Annotated in this window: 13 protein-coding genes, 1 tRNA gene and 1 pseudogene; 10 read left to right on the top strand and 5 right to left on the bottom strand. The window is 43.0% G+C overall.

Features of this window, described 5'->3' with window-relative positions:
• The first annotated feature begins 109 nt into the window (after positions 1–109).
• From kdsA to B2575_RS11840, 8 genes and pseudogenes are all read left to right on the top strand, one after another.
• Positions 110–985, top strand: a complete 876-nt coding sequence (kdsA, locus tag B2575_RS11875) for a 3-deoxy-8-phosphooctulonate synthase (RefSeq protein WP_201560352.1) — start codon at positions 110–112, stop codon at positions 983–985.
• A 30-nt stretch (positions 986–1,015) separates the two neighbouring features.
• Positions 1,016–1,270, top strand: a complete 255-nt coding sequence (locus B2575_RS11870; RefSeq protein WP_201560351.1) for a heavy-metal-associated domain-containing protein — start codon at positions 1,016–1,018, stop codon at positions 1,268–1,270.
• A 263-nt stretch (positions 1,271–1,533) separates the two neighbouring features.
• On the top strand, positions 1,534–1,758 hold the full coding sequence (locus B2575_RS11865; RefSeq protein ID WP_011280902.1) for a heavy-metal-associated domain-containing protein: 225 nt from the start codon (positions 1,534–1,536) through the stop codon (positions 1,756–1,758).
• Between the two features lie 227 nt (positions 1,759–1,985).
• Positions 1,986–4,357 (top strand): annotated as a pseudogene (locus tag B2575_RS11860) (heavy metal translocating P-type ATPase).
• A 320-nt stretch (positions 4,358–4,677) separates the two neighbouring features.
• Positions 4,678–5,994 (top strand): phosphopyruvate hydratase, encoded by a 1,317-nt coding sequence (eno, locus tag B2575_RS11855; protein WP_045444505.1) that lies wholly within the window; start codon positions 4,678–4,680, stop codon positions 5,992–5,994.
• 124 nt (positions 5,995–6,118) lie between these two features.
• Positions 6,119–6,427 (top strand): FtsB family cell division protein, encoded by a 309-nt coding sequence (locus B2575_RS11850; protein WP_055125147.1) that lies wholly within the window; start codon positions 6,119–6,121, stop codon positions 6,425–6,427.
• Between the two features lie 150 nt (positions 6,428–6,577).
• Positions 6,578–7,369 carry a 2-C-methyl-D-erythritol 4-phosphate cytidylyltransferase gene (gene ispD, locus B2575_RS11845; protein ID WP_296242249.1) on the top strand — a complete coding sequence of 264 codons (792 nt, stop codon included), beginning with the start codon at positions 6,578–6,580 and terminating at the stop codon, positions 7,367–7,369.
• Positions 7,370–7,756: 387 nt separating this feature from the next.
• Entirely contained in the window at positions 7,757–8,380 is a 624-nt protein-coding gene (locus B2575_RS11840) for a BLUF domain-containing protein (RefSeq protein WP_045444510.1), read from the top strand.
• A gap of 383 nt (positions 8,381–8,763) precedes the next feature.
• On the opposite strand, the gene B2575_RS11835 is transcribed toward B2575_RS11840, so the two are convergent.
• The 4 genes from B2575_RS11835 to pyrC form a co-directional block, all read right to left on the bottom strand.
• Positions 8,764–8,839, bottom strand: a tRNA-Glu gene (locus B2575_RS11835).
• A gap of 53 nt (positions 8,840–8,892) precedes the next feature.
• Complete coding sequence (locus tag B2575_RS11830; protein WP_140412980.1) at positions 8,893–9,090, bottom strand: hypothetical protein; 198 nt, start codon at positions 9,088–9,090, stop codon at positions 8,893–8,895.
• A 298-nt stretch (positions 9,091–9,388) separates the two neighbouring features.
• Positions 9,389–10,048 carry a ribonuclease T gene (gene rnt, locus B2575_RS11825; RefSeq protein WP_201600334.1) on the bottom strand — a complete coding sequence of 220 codons (660 nt, stop codon included), beginning with the start codon at positions 10,046–10,048 and terminating at the stop codon, positions 9,389–9,391.
• Positions 10,049–10,339: 291 nt separating this feature from the next.
• Positions 10,340–11,410 (bottom strand): dihydroorotase, encoded by a 1,071-nt coding sequence (gene pyrC, locus B2575_RS11820; RefSeq protein WP_296242245.1) that lies wholly within the window; start codon positions 11,408–11,410, stop codon positions 10,340–10,342.
• Positions 11,411–11,737: 327 nt separating this feature from the next.
• Here pyrC and B2575_RS11815 point away from each other — a divergent pair, with 327 nt between their 5' ends.
• Positions 11,738–12,976 (top strand): argininosuccinate synthase, encoded by a 1,239-nt coding sequence (locus tag B2575_RS11815; RefSeq protein ID WP_060491644.1) that lies wholly within the window; start codon positions 11,738–11,740, stop codon positions 12,974–12,976.
• 156 nt (positions 12,977–13,132) lie between these two features.
• Here B2575_RS11815 and B2575_RS11810 read toward each other — a convergent pair whose 3' ends face one another.
• On the bottom strand, positions 13,133–14,431 hold the full coding sequence (locus B2575_RS11810; protein ID WP_201560345.1) for a hypothetical protein: 1,299 nt from the start codon (positions 14,429–14,431) through the stop codon (positions 13,133–13,135).
• Positions 14,432–14,519: 88 nt separating this feature from the next.
• Between B2575_RS11810 and B2575_RS11805 the strand changes: the two genes are divergently transcribed.
• On the top strand, positions 14,520–15,018 hold a 499-nt coding region (locus tag B2575_RS11805; protein WP_296242241.1), incomplete at its 3' end, for a L,D-transpeptidase.

Here is a 15,018-nt window from a genome sequence, read left to right as displayed (position 1 = left end):
ATTTTTCTAATGGTTGGTCAGCAATTACGCTTAACCCCTTTTTTTACTGAGTCTATCGGTTACAATATGGGATAGAAATATTAATAACAATAAAGAGGGTAACGACTTCATGCAACATTTATCAACGGCGCAATCACATATCAAACTTACTACGCCAAATGGCAATACTCTTAATATCGGTAACGACCAGCCATTCGTGTTGTTCGGTGGTATGAATGTCTTAGAATCAAAGGAATTGGCCTTCGAGATTGCAGAGCAATATATCGAAATATGTCAGCGTTTGGGCATTGGCTATGTTTTCAAAGCCAGTTTTGATAAAGCCAACCGTTCAAGCCTGCACTCATATCGAGGTCCTGGATTAGAGCAAGGTATTGATTGGCTGGGGCAAATCAAAGAAAAATTCCAAGTTCCTATTATCACGGATGTGCATGAGCCGTATCAAGCGGCACCCGTCGCTGAAGTCGCAGATATCATTCAACTACCTGCATTCTTATCACGTCAGACAGATTTAGTACACGCGATGGCGAAGACGGATGCGATTATCAATATCAAAAAAGCGCAGTTTTTAGCGCCGCATGAGATGCGCCATATCGTGAACAAATGCCTTGAAGGCGGTAACGATAAGTTGATCCTTTGTGAGCGCGGCAGTGCCTTTGGTTACAATAATTTGGTCGTTGATATGCTTGGTTTTGATACCATGAAGCAGATGGATATCCCCGTATTTTTTGATGTGACGCATAGCTTACAGCAGCCAGGCGGCCGTAGCGATAGTGCGGGTGGACGCCGTGAACAAATCACAACATTGGCACGAGCAGGGATGGCGACAGGACTGGCAGGGTTGTTTCTAGAGGCGCATCCAAATCCAGAAACTGCAAAATGCGATGGTCCGTGTGCGCTACGTATGAGCCAGTTAGAGCCGTTTTTGCGTCAGTTGAAGCAAATTGATGACTTGGTTAAGGGCTTTGAGGTGTTAGATACCCATTAATGTATTCACAGACAATAAGAGGCTGAGATTATGGCGATGCAAACAGCAACAGTCAGTATCGAAAATATCGATAATGATGAAGGATTAAAGAGTGTGATGACAGCGCTGAAAAATATCACAGGGGTGACGGCCATCGAGCTTGATCCTGATAATAATGTTGCCACCATACGTTATGAAGATACAGACACCAGTATTCATGCGTTTACGGCGGCAATTAGTACGGTCGATTATGTGACTCAGCCATTTCCTCTTGATGCACCGCAAAACCCACGTCATGATGATTAGACGTTATTCTAAAATAAGCGCTATTGTCTGTCACTTAGGCATAAATTCACGGTTCTATTATTTACAGTTCCATTATTTACGGTTCTATTAATAAAGTGATAATCAAAGAGCCTTGTTGTTAACCGTGATAGGGCTTAAGCTGGTTAAGTGCTATTTTTATAACGTCTTAAAAGATAGCCGTCTTAAAAAGACAATTATAAAAGCAATTCTTTAATAAAAGTATTTACCTATAAAAACTCAGTTACAAAAATAAGGAGCCTCTCATGGCAAACCAAACACGTATTATTAAAATTGATGGCATGACTTGCGGTGGCTGTGTAGCCAGTGTTCATAACGCCACTGCTGATATCGATGGCTTAGACGATATCAGTATTGAGCTGGCAGATAATCAAGCGACGGTTACTTTTGATGATAGCAAAACCAGTGTAGAGACAATTGCTGCTGCTATCGACGATGCTGGCTTTGATGCCACTGTTGCTAATGCTTAACCTGCTTCATTTGTATTAAAAAACCGGCTATCAAGGCTGGTTTTTTAATGGTTAAAAATTATTGATAGTAGCGTACTCATTATTCAGTACGACCATACCAATATTAAATTTTAAAGCGTGCTATTTGTTTGACTTAGATATTCCATCCACTGAGTTGCTGTCCTAGCTCAGACGACTTTATAACGCCATAACGCCATAACGCATAAACGCCATACCGAGTTTTATTTATGAATGATACTACCCAAACTGACAATCATGACGCCTACGATGTAAAAACTGATATTCAGTCCAATACGCCGCTCGCGCCGCAGCGTGCACACTTGCAGCTGGCCATTGATGGAATGACATGTCAAGCCTGCGCCTCGAGAATTGAGAAGGTGCTCAACAAAAAGCCGTCGGTATACGAGGTGAGTGTAAATTTCGCTGGCGAAACTGCGAATGTTGATTATGACCCAACGCAGACAACGCCTGAACAAGTGACAGAATGGGTAAATAAAACAGGCTTCGTTGCCAATTTGCAGGCGGCCGATAGTTTGTTTGCAAAAACAGACGAAGATACCGCGACTCAGTACCCATGGCGCTTGATTGGGTTATGGATTTGTTTGGTGCCATTTTTAGTTGGTATGGCAGGTATGCTTGTTGGGCAGGGTATGGCGTGGATGCCGCCAATTTGGACTCAATTTATATTAGCGACCATTGTACAGTTTGGATTTGCCTTGCCATTTTACAAAAGCGCTTGGGCGTCGATTAAAGGTGGTCTTGCTAATATGGACGTGCTAGTCGTCATCGGTACCGTGACTATTTGGGCGTATTCAACGTATCTGTGGCTGACCCATGGTGATGGCACTTTAAACAGTTTGCTGCAAAGTGGTCATGCTGGTGGTCACGATGCGGATGGCAGTCCTGCGGTGTATTTTGAAGCAGGCGTCATGGTCATTGCTTTTGTGCGTACGGGTAAGTATCTAGAAGAGCGCACCAAAAAACACAGCCTCAATAGTATCGATTTATTATTGTCCTTAACGCCCGATGAAGTCGAACAGCAGCAGCCTAATGGTGATTTTCATAATATTGCTCTTAAAGACGTGCAAGTTGGTGATATTTTGCGTGCCAAGCAAGGCAGCCGAGTTGCAACCGATGGGGTGGTTATCTATGGTGCTGGCTGGTGTGTCGAGAGTCATTTAACGGGTGAGTCGGTACCGCTTAAAAAAGAAGTGGGAGATAAATTATTGGCAGGGGCGTTGGTTGAAAATGGCAGCTTGTTATACCGCGTCAGTGCTAAAGGTAGTGATACAAAGCTTGGTGATATGGTACAAGCCCTCAGCGATGCCCAAGGCTCAAAAGCCAATTTAGCCCGTCTTGCCGATAGAGTGACGGCAGTATTCGTCCCAGTCGTCGTTGTCATTGCGCTTATCACCTTTGGAGTGACGTGGTGGCTGACTGGGATGATTGATACTGCCTTGATACTGCCTTGATGCATGCCGTCTCGGTGTTGGTCATTGCATGTCCTTGTGCCCTAGGTTTGGCAACGCCAGCCGCTATCATGGCTGGTATGGGCGTTGCTGCTCGTCATGGTGTCTGGTTCAAAGACGCACAAAGCCTTGAAGCGGCAGGCAACATCGATACAGTAGTGCTCGATAAAACAGGTACTTTGACCATTGGTAAGCCGACTATCGTAGACCATGTGATGGTGGATAAATCGATCGCAGTCGATGATGTGTTACAAATTGCCGCAAGCGTTGAAGCACATGCCAGTCATCCGCTAGCAACAGCATTGGTTAACGCGGCTACTGAGCGAAACTTGCCGTTGATGAATGTGACTGATATTAGTGTCATTAAAGGCGCTGGCATACAAGCCAATATTGACGGTTTGGGTGTGGTAAAAGTCGGTACCGCAGAGTTTGCTAATTTAACACTGCCTAAGCTGATGCCAAAGGTATGGCAAATTGCCAGTACCGTTGCCGTTAGTATTAATGAGGAAGCTTTGGGTGCTTTTGCATTAGCTGACGACTTAAAAGTAGATACTCCGAAGGCTATTACTGCGCTACAAGACGCAGGTATCAATGTCATTTTGATGAGTGGTGATAAGCAGTCCGTCGTCGATCATGTAGCAGGGCAGCTGGGTATTGAACAGGCTTATGGTAAAATGAGCCCACGCGATAAGGCCAGTCAAATTGCCTTGTTGCAAACGGCTGGTCATAAAGTTGCAATGGCAGGTGATGGTGTCAACGATGCGCCAGCGATGGCAACTGCCGATGCAAGCTTTGCCATGTTTGAAGGCACAGATGTCGCCCAGCATAGTGCGTCTGCACGCTTGATGGGTGAGTCACTGATGCATATTGATGCCGCGCAAAAAATCGCTAATGCAACAGTGCGCAACATTAAGCAAAATCTGTTTTTTGCTTTTATTTATAACTGTCTGGGTATTCCGCTGGCTGCTTTTGGTTTCTTAAACCCTATGATTGCCGCCGCTGCGATGGCGCTTAGCTCTATTTCAGTATTAATGAATGCATTACGTTTGACCCAATTTAAAACAAAGGTTGAGCTGGATAACACAGTATCTGGCTCCGAGACTAAAGCAAAGCGTCTAACAAAAGCATAAGAGTCATATGACTTTTAATATTATAGGTGCTGAGACAAATCCATAATTGGTAATTTGTTTATCTAAGTATGATTTTATCAGCGCCAGTCGGTGCAAGATAAGGGAAGTTTGGCAAAATTTATGCTATGATGCCAAGCACTATAGCTGACGATTAAAGTATTAAAACCACCTTTAATCCTGCTCAAAACTTGCTGACTATATAGATAAACAAAGCTGGTTTGAGCATAGCACTATACGATATTTTGCTTTATCTTTTTTGTATTCTAGTTGCCGTTATTTATCCCACAAACTTGGCATGACCAAAGGAATTAACAGACATTATGTACGCTGAAGAAACCACCAACGTCACCGCAATTAAAGACATTCGTGCCCGTGAGATTTTAGACTCGCGTGGTAACCCAACCATCGAAGCTGATGTAATCTTAGCTGATGGCACTATCGGCCGTGCTGCTGCCCCAAGTGGTGCATCAACTGGTTCACGCGAAGCGCTTGAGCTACGTGATGGTGACCAAAGTCGCTATATGGGTAAAGGTGTTAAGAAAGCCGTTGCTAACGTCAATAGCCAAATTCGCAGCGCGTTGATGGATAAAGACGTCACCGAACAGCAAGGCATTGATGATGCAATGATTGCGCTAGATGGCACAGAAAACAAAGACAGCCTTGGCGCTAATGCTATGCTAGCGGTTTCTCTTGCCACTGCAAAAGCCGCTGCCAAGTCGCAAAGTTTGCCATTACATCAATATATTGCAAACTTGCGCAATCAGACGTCGCTGACGATGCCTGTACCGATGATGAACATCTTGAACGGTGGTGAGCATGCGGATAACACGGTTGATATCCAAGAGTTTATGATTGAGCCTGTTGGTTTCACCAGCTTCTCAGAAGCATTGCGTGCTGGTACAGAAATTTTCCACAGCTTGAAATCTGTGTTGAAATCACAAGGTTTAAATACTGCGGTTGGTGATGAAGGTGGTTTTGCGCCAAACCTGCGTAGCAATGAAGAAGCCATCACCGTTATCATGCAAGCGATTGAGCAAGTCGGCTATAAAGCGGGCGAAGACATTCATTTGGCGTTAGACTGTGCGGCTAGTGAGTTTTATAAAGATGGTCAATATATCTTGGCAGGCGAGGGCAACAAAGCCTTTGATAGCCAAGGATTCTCAGATTATCTAGTCGGCTTGGCGCGTCAATATCCTATTATCTCTATCGAAGACGGGCTTGATGAGTCTGATTGGGATGGTTGGAAGTACTTAACTGAGCAGATTGGTGATAAAGTTCAGTTGGTTGGTGATGATTTGTTTGTGACCAATCCTGCTATCTTGCAAGAGGGTATTGATAAGCATATTGCCAATGCAATTTTGATTAAATTTAATCAAATCGGTACCTTGTCAGAAACGCTAGATGCGATCTATCTAGCGAAGAAAAATGGCTATGCAACGATTATCTCACATCGTTCAGGTGAAACTGAAGACAGCACCATTGCAGATTTAGCAGTTGGTACTGCTGCTGGTCAGATTAAAACTGGCTCACTATGCCGTTCAGACCGTGTGGCGAAATACAATCAGCTGCTACGTATCGAGCAACAAGTACGTGCAAGCTATCGTGGTCGTGAAGAGTTCATCGGTCTACGTGGTTAACAAGCCAGATTTCCTGCTACAGCTAGGCGATATGTCATCATTAATCTGGTGATATATCGCTTAGCAAGCTTAGCTGGTTTTTTATTTTTATTATTGTCTCTATGTTGTTCGGCGTTATTATCTTATGAAATACTTTAGCCAATTTATGCTACTTGCTCTAGCCGTTGCCGTCCTTTTGGGATTGCAATATCAGTATTGGCTGGGCGAAAATGGTCGCTTTGAGCATAATAAATTGCTGACTCAAATCGAAGAACAACAACGCTTAAACGAAAACCAAGTGGCAGCAAATAACTTATTGCGTACTGATGTGCATGACTTAAAAACTGGTCTTGAGGCAGTAGAAGAGCACGCTCGTTTAGACTTGGGTTTGATTAAGCCGAATGAGACCTTTGTACAAGTATCTACGGCGCCCACGACGCATAGCCGTTATTAATTCCCATTAACTGTCTAAAATTATGATCTTCTATTGTCTATAATAGAAACCTTATTCACCTGAAATTCGTTACTTCTCTTATTCCTCGTTTATCCTTAGCAATACTGTCATAGGTTCTAACCATGAATACTACTTTATGAACATTGCCTTATGAATATCACACCTAATGTACATGCCATGATCGTCGCTGCGGGTCGCGGTAGTCGTTTTGGTGCCTCTATTGCCAAGCAATATACGATGTTGCAAGGGCAGACCTTGCTACAGCATAGTGTGGCACGGCTTGCTAGTAGTGCTTATATTGATACATGTTTATTAGTCGTCGCAGCAGATGACAGTACAGCACAGACGCTTAATTTTGCGCTTCCCATCAATTATGTGATTGGCGGCGATGAGCGTTGGCAGTCGGTACAGGCAGGGGTAAAGGCGATTATTGAGGCGGGAGCCGACGATTTAGATTTGGTTGTTATTCATGATGCTGCGCGTCCTGCGGTTCCCAGTCATGATATTGAACAAGTCATCGAAGCGGCGATGCTAGAGCCCTATGGTGCTATCTTAGCGACACCGGTGGCTGATACTTTAAAGGAATCTTATCCGCAGTCTACCGCTCAATCTGAGCTTGTAGGTGAGACGCCTGTAGTTAACCTGACAGTGAGTAGCAGCCCACATTCTTACGCTAAATGTACTATCGATCGCCGTCATATGTGGCAAGCACAAACGCCGCAAGTGTTTCGCTTAGGTCAGCTGCAAAAAGTATTAACTTATGTCGCTGAACACGAGCTCACTATTACTGATGAAGCCAGTGCATTTGAATGTTTAGACCTACCCATTCGCATCGTGACTGGCAGTCGCCAGAATATCAAGCTCACCTATCCTGATGATGCTATCTTACTCGCAGCGATTATTAACGCTCAGTTCTGTTCTGAGCAGACTAAAAATAATTAAACACTCGCAATAGCCATCAGTCTGTATCAATCTCATTAATGAGCCGGTAGTCTTATCGCTCATTGGTGACGGTTTTTATCATCACTTTCCCCTCCCATATTACCTATTTATCCTATTGCTTCCCATAAACCACAGTGCAAGTTCTCAATAGAAATAATTGTGAATTATTGTTTAGTTTTGTTGGTTGATGATATAAGATAAACATATATTGCTTTGATGACTAAACTAGCCTATGATGTAACCAACTTAATACAATTAATATAAACATTTATAAAATCAATAATATACCAAGCCTATTTGATATTTTCAAAGATCTTGTTTCTATGTTTTTTCTAAATTTAGTATGGTTGTCTTAGCTACATTTACCTAAAAATAGGGAGAAGCTGATTGTCAACAATCAACGATTCGACAAATCCAGTGACGACAGATCTCTGCCAGCTTATATATATAAGCCAAATTACTTCGACTGGTCTTTCAAGTCCCAGCACGCTTAACGACATCTCAGAGGTCGCGATTGAGCGTAACCAAGCCGATAATGTTACGGGTATTCTTTGCTATGGCAATGGCTACTTTTTTCAATGTGCAGAAGGGTCAGAACAAGATTTAACCAATCTAAAGAATCGCTTATTATTAGACGATCGACATAAAGAATTAAAAATCTTAGATTTTTCAGAAATTACTGAACGCCGTTTTTCGAACTGGTCTTTACGCTCCATTACACTTGAACGTTGGATGACCAAAGAGCCTGAGCTGAAAAAACTCATGCCATTTAAACCCTATGATTGGGGCTCTAACGCATGGCGCGAATTTTTAGATATCTTACAAGGATATTATGAGGAACAAGCAAGAACTGGCAATATTGACACGCCACCTATCAAGTACAGCACGTTAGGGGTGACGTTAAGTAAGGTTGTTGGTCAGCATCAAGCATTCTTCTTGATTCAAACAGTACTCGGTATCATGATTGTGATGACATTGTTGTGGCTAATGCTATCAGATAAGATTTGGTAGTTTTTGTAAAAATAGACTGTTTGACTTAAAAATCCAGTATTCAATGCTGGATTTTTTTGCTTAAATTTATGATGAGGAGTTCAATAAATAAACAGAATATCAAGCTAAGTATAGAAACTATGGATAGCGACGCTTAGTAAATATACCTTAATATCTTGAGCGAACTTAATACCGAATCTTATCTATAAAATTAATTATGCTTCACCTATTAAGTAAATCGGCGATGACGAACTGAGTGCTAAGGTATCAAGAGCCTCATGATATAAAAAACAGGCATAAAAAAAGCCCAATCACAATAGTATGTGATTGGGCTTTTTGATGGTACGCTTATTAGTCTTATCAGATGCTTTGCAGCAAGCTTGCTAATAAGTGACGCCAAATAGTGGCGTCCCCAGGGGGATTCGAACCCCCGTTACCGCCGTGAAAGGGCGGTGTCCTAGGCCTCTAGACGATGGGGACTAGTAACACAACACCTCAGCTGCTTTCACCTTTATGCTGAAGTGGTGCGTATTCTAATAGCGTCTGCGCTTGCTGTCAAGCCTTTTTCTTCTTCTTTTTAAAATTAAGTATCTTTTTTTGATCGCACGGCGAGGATGTAAGTCATTACGCTTCAAATGATAACGAATCCATAGAGAAGTACAAGCACTAATAGTCAATGCGAGCAGCATATAACCGAGGATGGTTCCCCATAACTTAAGCTGTGGATCCATAATAGAGTCCCTCCTATTACGCCTCGATAGCATGAACCGTACTGGCTATCGAGACAATGTGGGCAACTTAAACCATCTATAGGATATAACGAGACGTTCTAATGTGAGTAATTACAACAACTTGTCTGGTTTTTGAATTGTTTTACACAATATGATATTCAACGGTTAGACAAGTGGCTGATTTATTGTGATATCAATCATATCCCTATTGATTGTAAAACCAAGATGTTAAAGTCATCAAGTATTACAAATAGCACTATTATGGGTAGTTGGCAATATAGGATATGTGATAAATGGATTATTTGTGACTACTCTCAGTCGAATCCTCTTTATTTTCTTCAGTATGCATCGCATTAGCTAGCATAGGATAATGGTTTAGAATATGGCAAAACAGTTCAGCGGTCTTTTGTGTATCGTATAGGGCAGAATGCGCATCATTGCCATCAAAATCAAGCCCTGCTGCCTTACAAGCCCGTGCTAGTACTGTCTGACCAAATGCCAGCGCAGATAAGGTCACTGTGTCAAAAACTGAAAAGTTATGAAACGGGTTGTGACTTTTGTTATTGGTACGCAGCACTGCCGCATTCAAAAATGCTAAGTCAAAATGGGCGTTGTGCCCGATTAAGACGCACTGGCGGCAGTCTTCAGTACGGCGTACTTCTTTTAACCCCTTAAAGATACGGCGTAGTGCTGTTTTTTCATCTTCGGCAATGGCTTTACGCATCGGATTGTTGGGATCAATGCCAGTGAAGGCAAGGGCACTTGGCTCAAGATTCGCGCCTTCAAAGGGTTCGATATGAGCATTGAATGCTTCCCCAGGATAAAACACGCCTTGCTCATTCAGTAGTACAGGAATGCAGGCAATCTCTAGTAAAGCATCGGTTTGCGCATTAAAGCCAGCAGTTTCCACATCAACGACGACAGGCAGAAACTTACGAAATCGGTCTTTTAGACGCATTGGTACTAGTCCGTCTGCTGCGGTATCTTCTGTGTGACTATTTGACGCGATTTTAAGGCTATTCTCTACAGAGTTTAATGGGTTTTCGTTAGGTAAGGCGGCATCGTTTGGAGTGGTCATATCTGGTTAAATCGCTTTTATCAGTCGTACTGTTATATTGAATTAAGACATTAAATGAAAAATAAATAACCTATGATACAAATCACACCGCTGGTTAGCAGATGTCATTCTTATCATAGGGCTAAACTTCTCAAGTTAAAATAGAATACAGATGGATTTGCTTAGTGCGTTTTATGCTTTGATAGACCAAGGCAGTGTCTCGCCTGCCATAAGTGGGGTCAATGATGAGCCATCAAAGTAAGGATAGGCTGCTGGCACTTGCATAGGCGTATTGACAAGCGTAATCGTGCTGTCATTGACTGGCAGTCCATAGAACTGAGCACCAAAACGACTGGCGAAGCCTTCTAACTTGTCTATTTTCCCCACGCTATCGAAAGCGGTGGCATACAATGGCAAGGCAGTTGCAGCGCTATAGCAGCCAGCACAGCCACAAGCGGCTTCTTTTTTATCCGTCGCATGCGGGGCTGAATCCGTGCCTAAGAAAAACTTGGGATTGCCACTGGTTGCCACGTCTAATAATACTCTTTGATGGCTTTCACGCTTCAAAATAGGCAAGCAATAAAAATGTGGCTTGATACCGCCAACCAATAGATGATTGCGGTTAAACATTAAATGCTGCGGAGTGATAGTGGCGGCAATGTGATTGCCTTGTGCTAAGACAAAGTCTGCCGCATCACTGGTGGTAATATGCTCGACGACAATCTTTAATGTAGGGAATTTGACAATGATTTGCGCCAACACTTCGTCTAAAAAGCGCTTTTCACGGTCAAAGATATCCACATGATCTTGCGTCACTTCGCCATGTATCAATAGTGGTAGGTTGTACTTTTCTAATGCTTCAAAAACATCGACACAGGCGTTAATATTGGTGACGCCATCAGCCGAATTGGTAGTCGCGCCAGCAGGATAAAGCTTGACCGCTTGGACGATACCTGATTGTGCTGCCATCTCGATATCTTGGGCAGTGGTTTTGTCAGTGAGATATAAAGTCATACGTGGATCGAATGCAGTTTTGCGCTCAGTACTCAGCTCACTGGCTACTAAGTGCGCCATGATACGGTCGCGATAGGCACGCGCATCGTCAGTGTTCTTAACAGGAGGCACTAAGTTTGGCATACATATGACACGGTTAAAGCTGTTTGCTGCGTGCGATACAGTCGTGCTCAATGCTTTGCCATCACGCAAATGGATATGCCAATCGTCTGGCTGAAGGATGGTCAACTCTCTAATCGAATCAGTCATAATGTCGTCGCGCTCTATATCGTCATATACGGAAATAAAAGGAAGGGATACTGTACTGCTATCATAACAGATTTGCCTACTTGACTAAATATGCGGCTAAATATCTGTACATAATAGATGGGTTGTTTTTTAATTTGCGGCAGTCAACTGTCACCTATATGTGAATAATTGAAATCTATCGACCCAAAATTTAAATCAAAAGCTTATGCCATGGGGCAGTTGCACTTTTGCCTATAGTAAATATGATGTACACTGAGCAAGTAGTTTATCTTTTGATTGAATATTAGCGCTTTTCCTAACACTAAATGCTCACAATAGGAGTTCTTCATGGCTCAACTTGATCCAAAAAATATTAATAAAATCGTCTTGGCCTATTCAGGTGGTCTTGATACCTCCATTATCGCTAAATGGCTGCAAGAAACCTATGATGCAGAAGTGATTACCTTTACTGCTGATATCGGTCAAGGCGAAGAAGTTGAGCCAGCACGCGCCAAAGCTGAAGCTATGGGCATCAAACATATCCATATTGAAGACTTACGTGAAGAGTTCGCCCGTGATTATGTGTTCCCAATGTTCCGCGCCAATGCCATCTATGAAGGCGAGTATCTGCTAGGGACTTCTATCGCCCGTCCGTTAATCGCCAAGCGCTTGGTTGAGATTGCTAAAGAACACAACGCCGATGCTATTAGTCATGGCGCTACTGGTAAAGGGAATGACCAAGTCCGTTTTGAGCTTGGCGCCGTTGCTTTATCGCCTGACGTGGTTACCATTGCCCCATGGCGTGAGTGGGACTTGTCTAGCCGTGAGAGCTTGATGGAATATGCCAAAGAGCATAACATTGCGATTGATTATGCGGGCAATAAGAAAAAATCTCCGTACTCAATGGACGCCAACTTATTACACATCTCTTATGAAGGCGGTATTTTAGAAGACCCTTACGCCGAAGCAGAAGATGATATGTGGCGCTGGTCAGTGAGCCCAGAAGAAGCGCCTGACGAAGCACAATACTTAGAATTAGAATACGAAAAAGGCGACATCGTTGCCATCGATGGTGAAGCACTTAAGCCGTATGAAGTCATGATTAAGTTAAATGAGATTGGCGGTCAGCATGGTATTGGACGTTTGGATATCGTAGAAAACCGTTATGTTGGTATGAAATCACGCGGATGCTATGAGACGCCAGCGGGTACCATTATGCTAAAAGCGCATCGCGGTATTGAGTCATTGACGCTCGATCGTGAAGCGGCGCATCTAAAAGATGAGCTGATGCCACGCTACGCCAAAACTATCTACAATGGTTATTGGTTCAGTCCTGAGCGTATGATGTTACAAGCATTGATTGACAAGTCACAAGAATATGTCAATGGCACAGTACGTGTGAAGTTATACAAAGGTGCTGTGAGCGTTGTTGGTCGTAAGTCAGATGATTCGTTGTTTGACGAAAAAATCGCGACTTTTGAAGATGATGCGGGTGCTTACGATCAAAAAGATGCAGAAGGTTTCATCCGTCTAAATGGTCTACGTTTGGCTATCGAAGCCAGTCGTGGTCGTGATTTATCGAAGTAAGCCGGTCTTAATAGACTGTGCTAGATAAAGCATGAATAAAAAATATGAATAGAAAAAGGCGCTATACGAATAGCGCCTTTTTTTTGTGGATTTTTTAAAGGTTTGTTCGATGATTTTTTGCTAATTAAGAAGTTCTGTATTCAGAGCTTTTATTTATCATTGAGCCGCTTTTGTTTCTTTATCATCAGGCTCCTCATCGTCAACCATGACAATAGCCACATCCTGCTGCTGACGTTCTTCGATAACATCTTGTTCTATGACTTCTTCTGTCGCCAGTAACACACCGTCAGATTTTTGGCTTTGATACTTGAGCGTTGCAAGCCCGCCAAGCACCCCGATCACAGCAATAATAATCAGGATAACCGGATTTTTCCAGAGGGGTATTGATGCCTCGTATTCAATGGGCTTTTCGCTGGTGGTGGTCGGCGTATTATCGTTATTACCACCAATTAAACCCAAGCTTACCAAAGGTGGTTTGGGTGCGCTGGCAGGTTCGGAGGTAATACGTAGGCGATTACGACTGAGATAGATATCTGAGATTTTGGCGAGCTGTAATAGCCAGCGTTGGTGTGGCAAGGCAATGGCTTGCATTTCTGTAAAGACTAGCATATCGTTATGGCGACCTTGCTGCAAGTTATCAGGTGAGCGTCCAATGGCTTTTAAATAATTGCCAGTTGCCAACTGCATATCTTGCACAGGCTGTTGATTTTCAGGCTTGAATGTCGTCAATTCATGCCAGTAAGGATTGAACGCTGGTGGGGTGTCAGCGAGCTGTTCTGTACTTAATAAGGCACGTTCTGTATTAGGATGTTTTTCGGATTCGGCTGCTGATTTTGTTTTTAATGTCGAGTCTAAATTGATCTCTGATGCTGCGACTAGACTGTTATCTTCATTTACCTCATTCAATTTAACAGAGACAGACGCTGGCTCATTGATGGCAAAGCGAGCAGCTGATAAAAACTGTGGCTGTAAAGCGAACCACTTATCCATCTCGTCGTTATCAAGTTGGCTATAGTCGGCTAAAATAGCCAGTTCACGTAAGACAATCACGCATAAGGACGTGAGGAGTATCTGTACTTGCTGCGTTGTTGCGTCAATTTGCTGAGCAATATAGTCACTCGCTTTAATCACGCGAGCATTATCATAAAATATCGCATCCGCCGCTTCATGGCGATGATATAACGTCGCATTCATGGTCGAAAAATTCATCGAATTATATTGGCGTAGCTCTTTAACAGCGCCGCGACTAAATAGCTTTTTGCTCACAGCTTGTCCGTCATTGTGCTGCTGGTAAGCAAGCAAGGCACTGATAATGGCCTGCAAACTGGCATCCATTGCCAATCGAGCTTGTGGTAATGAAAGCTTGGCGGCATCGGCCAATAAAGATACCATTGGCTTGGTATCTTGATAGAGAAAATCATACATCGACACACGTGTCGGTGAAATAGTCGTCATAATCTGCTAGCATCAAAAAGTGTGCCCCTATATTACGGTGCCAAAAGCCTTGATACAATCCCTTAATAATAGAAAAATTCANNATTCTATGAAGAATAACGAAAGCTATAACGAGAAAAATAACGAAAGTTCTGATGTGCAGTTGTTGGTTAATATTGCTAAGCAAACATTAACGCTCTACCAGCATAATAGAGAATTGGCTCAATATACGGTGTCTACTGCTAAAAATGGCATTGGTAGTCAACAAGATAGCGGCTGCACACCTCTTGGCAAACACTTTATCGCCAAAAAAATTGGCGCAAATGAACCCATAAATGCCGTATTCATTGGACGCGTCCCTACGGGCGAGAGATATAGTGCTGAGCTTGGTGAACGACATCCTGAACGCGATTGGATATTAAGCCGTATTCTTTGGCTAAGTGGTGTGGAAGAGGGCTTTAATAAAGGCAGTAATAGTCAAGGTGGCTGTGATACTTATCAGCGTTATATCTACATTCATGGTACGCCAGACAGTGAACCGATGGGCGCGCCACTCTCGCACGGCTGCGTACGTATGCGTAATGAGGATATTATTGAATTGTTCGACC

This window comes from Psychrobacter sp. UBA6739 (assembly GCF_002453835.1).
Taxonomy (GTDB): Bacteria; Pseudomonadota; Gammaproteobacteria; order Pseudomonadales; family Moraxellaceae; genus Psychrobacter; species Psychrobacter immobilis_A.
The sequence above is the reverse complement of the archived record's forward strand: the minus strand, read 5'-3'. Positions and strand labels throughout refer to the sequence as shown.

Bases quoted from the DNA above. Each gene is read 5' to 3' on its own strand.
- kdsA (WP_201560352.1), top strand. From the start codon at position 110: ATGCAACATTTATCAACGGCGCAATCACATATCAAACTTACTACGCCA.
- B2575_RS11870 (WP_201560351.1), top strand. From the start codon at position 1,016: ATGGCGATGCAAACAGCAACAGTCAGTATCGAAAATATCGATAATGAT.
- B2575_RS11865 (WP_011280902.1), top strand. From the start codon at position 1,534: ATGGCAAACCAAACACGTATTATTAAAATTGATGGCATGACTTGCGGT.
- eno (WP_045444505.1), top strand. From the start codon at position 4,678: ATGTACGCTGAAGAAACCACCAACGTCACCGCAATTAAAGACATTCGT.
- B2575_RS11850 (WP_055125147.1), top strand. From the start codon at position 6,119: ATGAAATACTTTAGCCAATTTATGCTACTTGCTCTAGCCGTTGCCGTC.
- ispD (WP_296242249.1), top strand. From the start codon at position 6,578: ATGAATATCACACCTAATGTACATGCCATGATCGTCGCTGCGGGTCGC.
- B2575_RS11830 (WP_140412980.1), bottom strand. From the start codon at position 9,090: ATGGATCCACAGCTTAAGTTATGGGGAACCATCCTCGGTTATATGCTG.
- rnt (WP_201600334.1), bottom strand. From the start codon at position 10,048: ATGCGTCTAAAAGACCGATTTCGTAAGTTTCTGCCTGTCGTCGTTGAT.
- pyrC (WP_296242245.1), bottom strand. From the start codon at position 11,410: ATGACTGATTCGATTAGAGAGTTGACCATCCTTCAGCCAGACGATTGG.
- B2575_RS11815 (WP_060491644.1), top strand. From the start codon at position 11,738: ATGGCTCAACTTGATCCAAAAAATATTAATAAAATCGTCTTGGCCTAT.
- B2575_RS11810 (WP_201560345.1), bottom strand. From the start codon at position 14,431: ATGACGACTATTTCACCGACACGTGTGTCGATGTATGATTTTCTCTAT.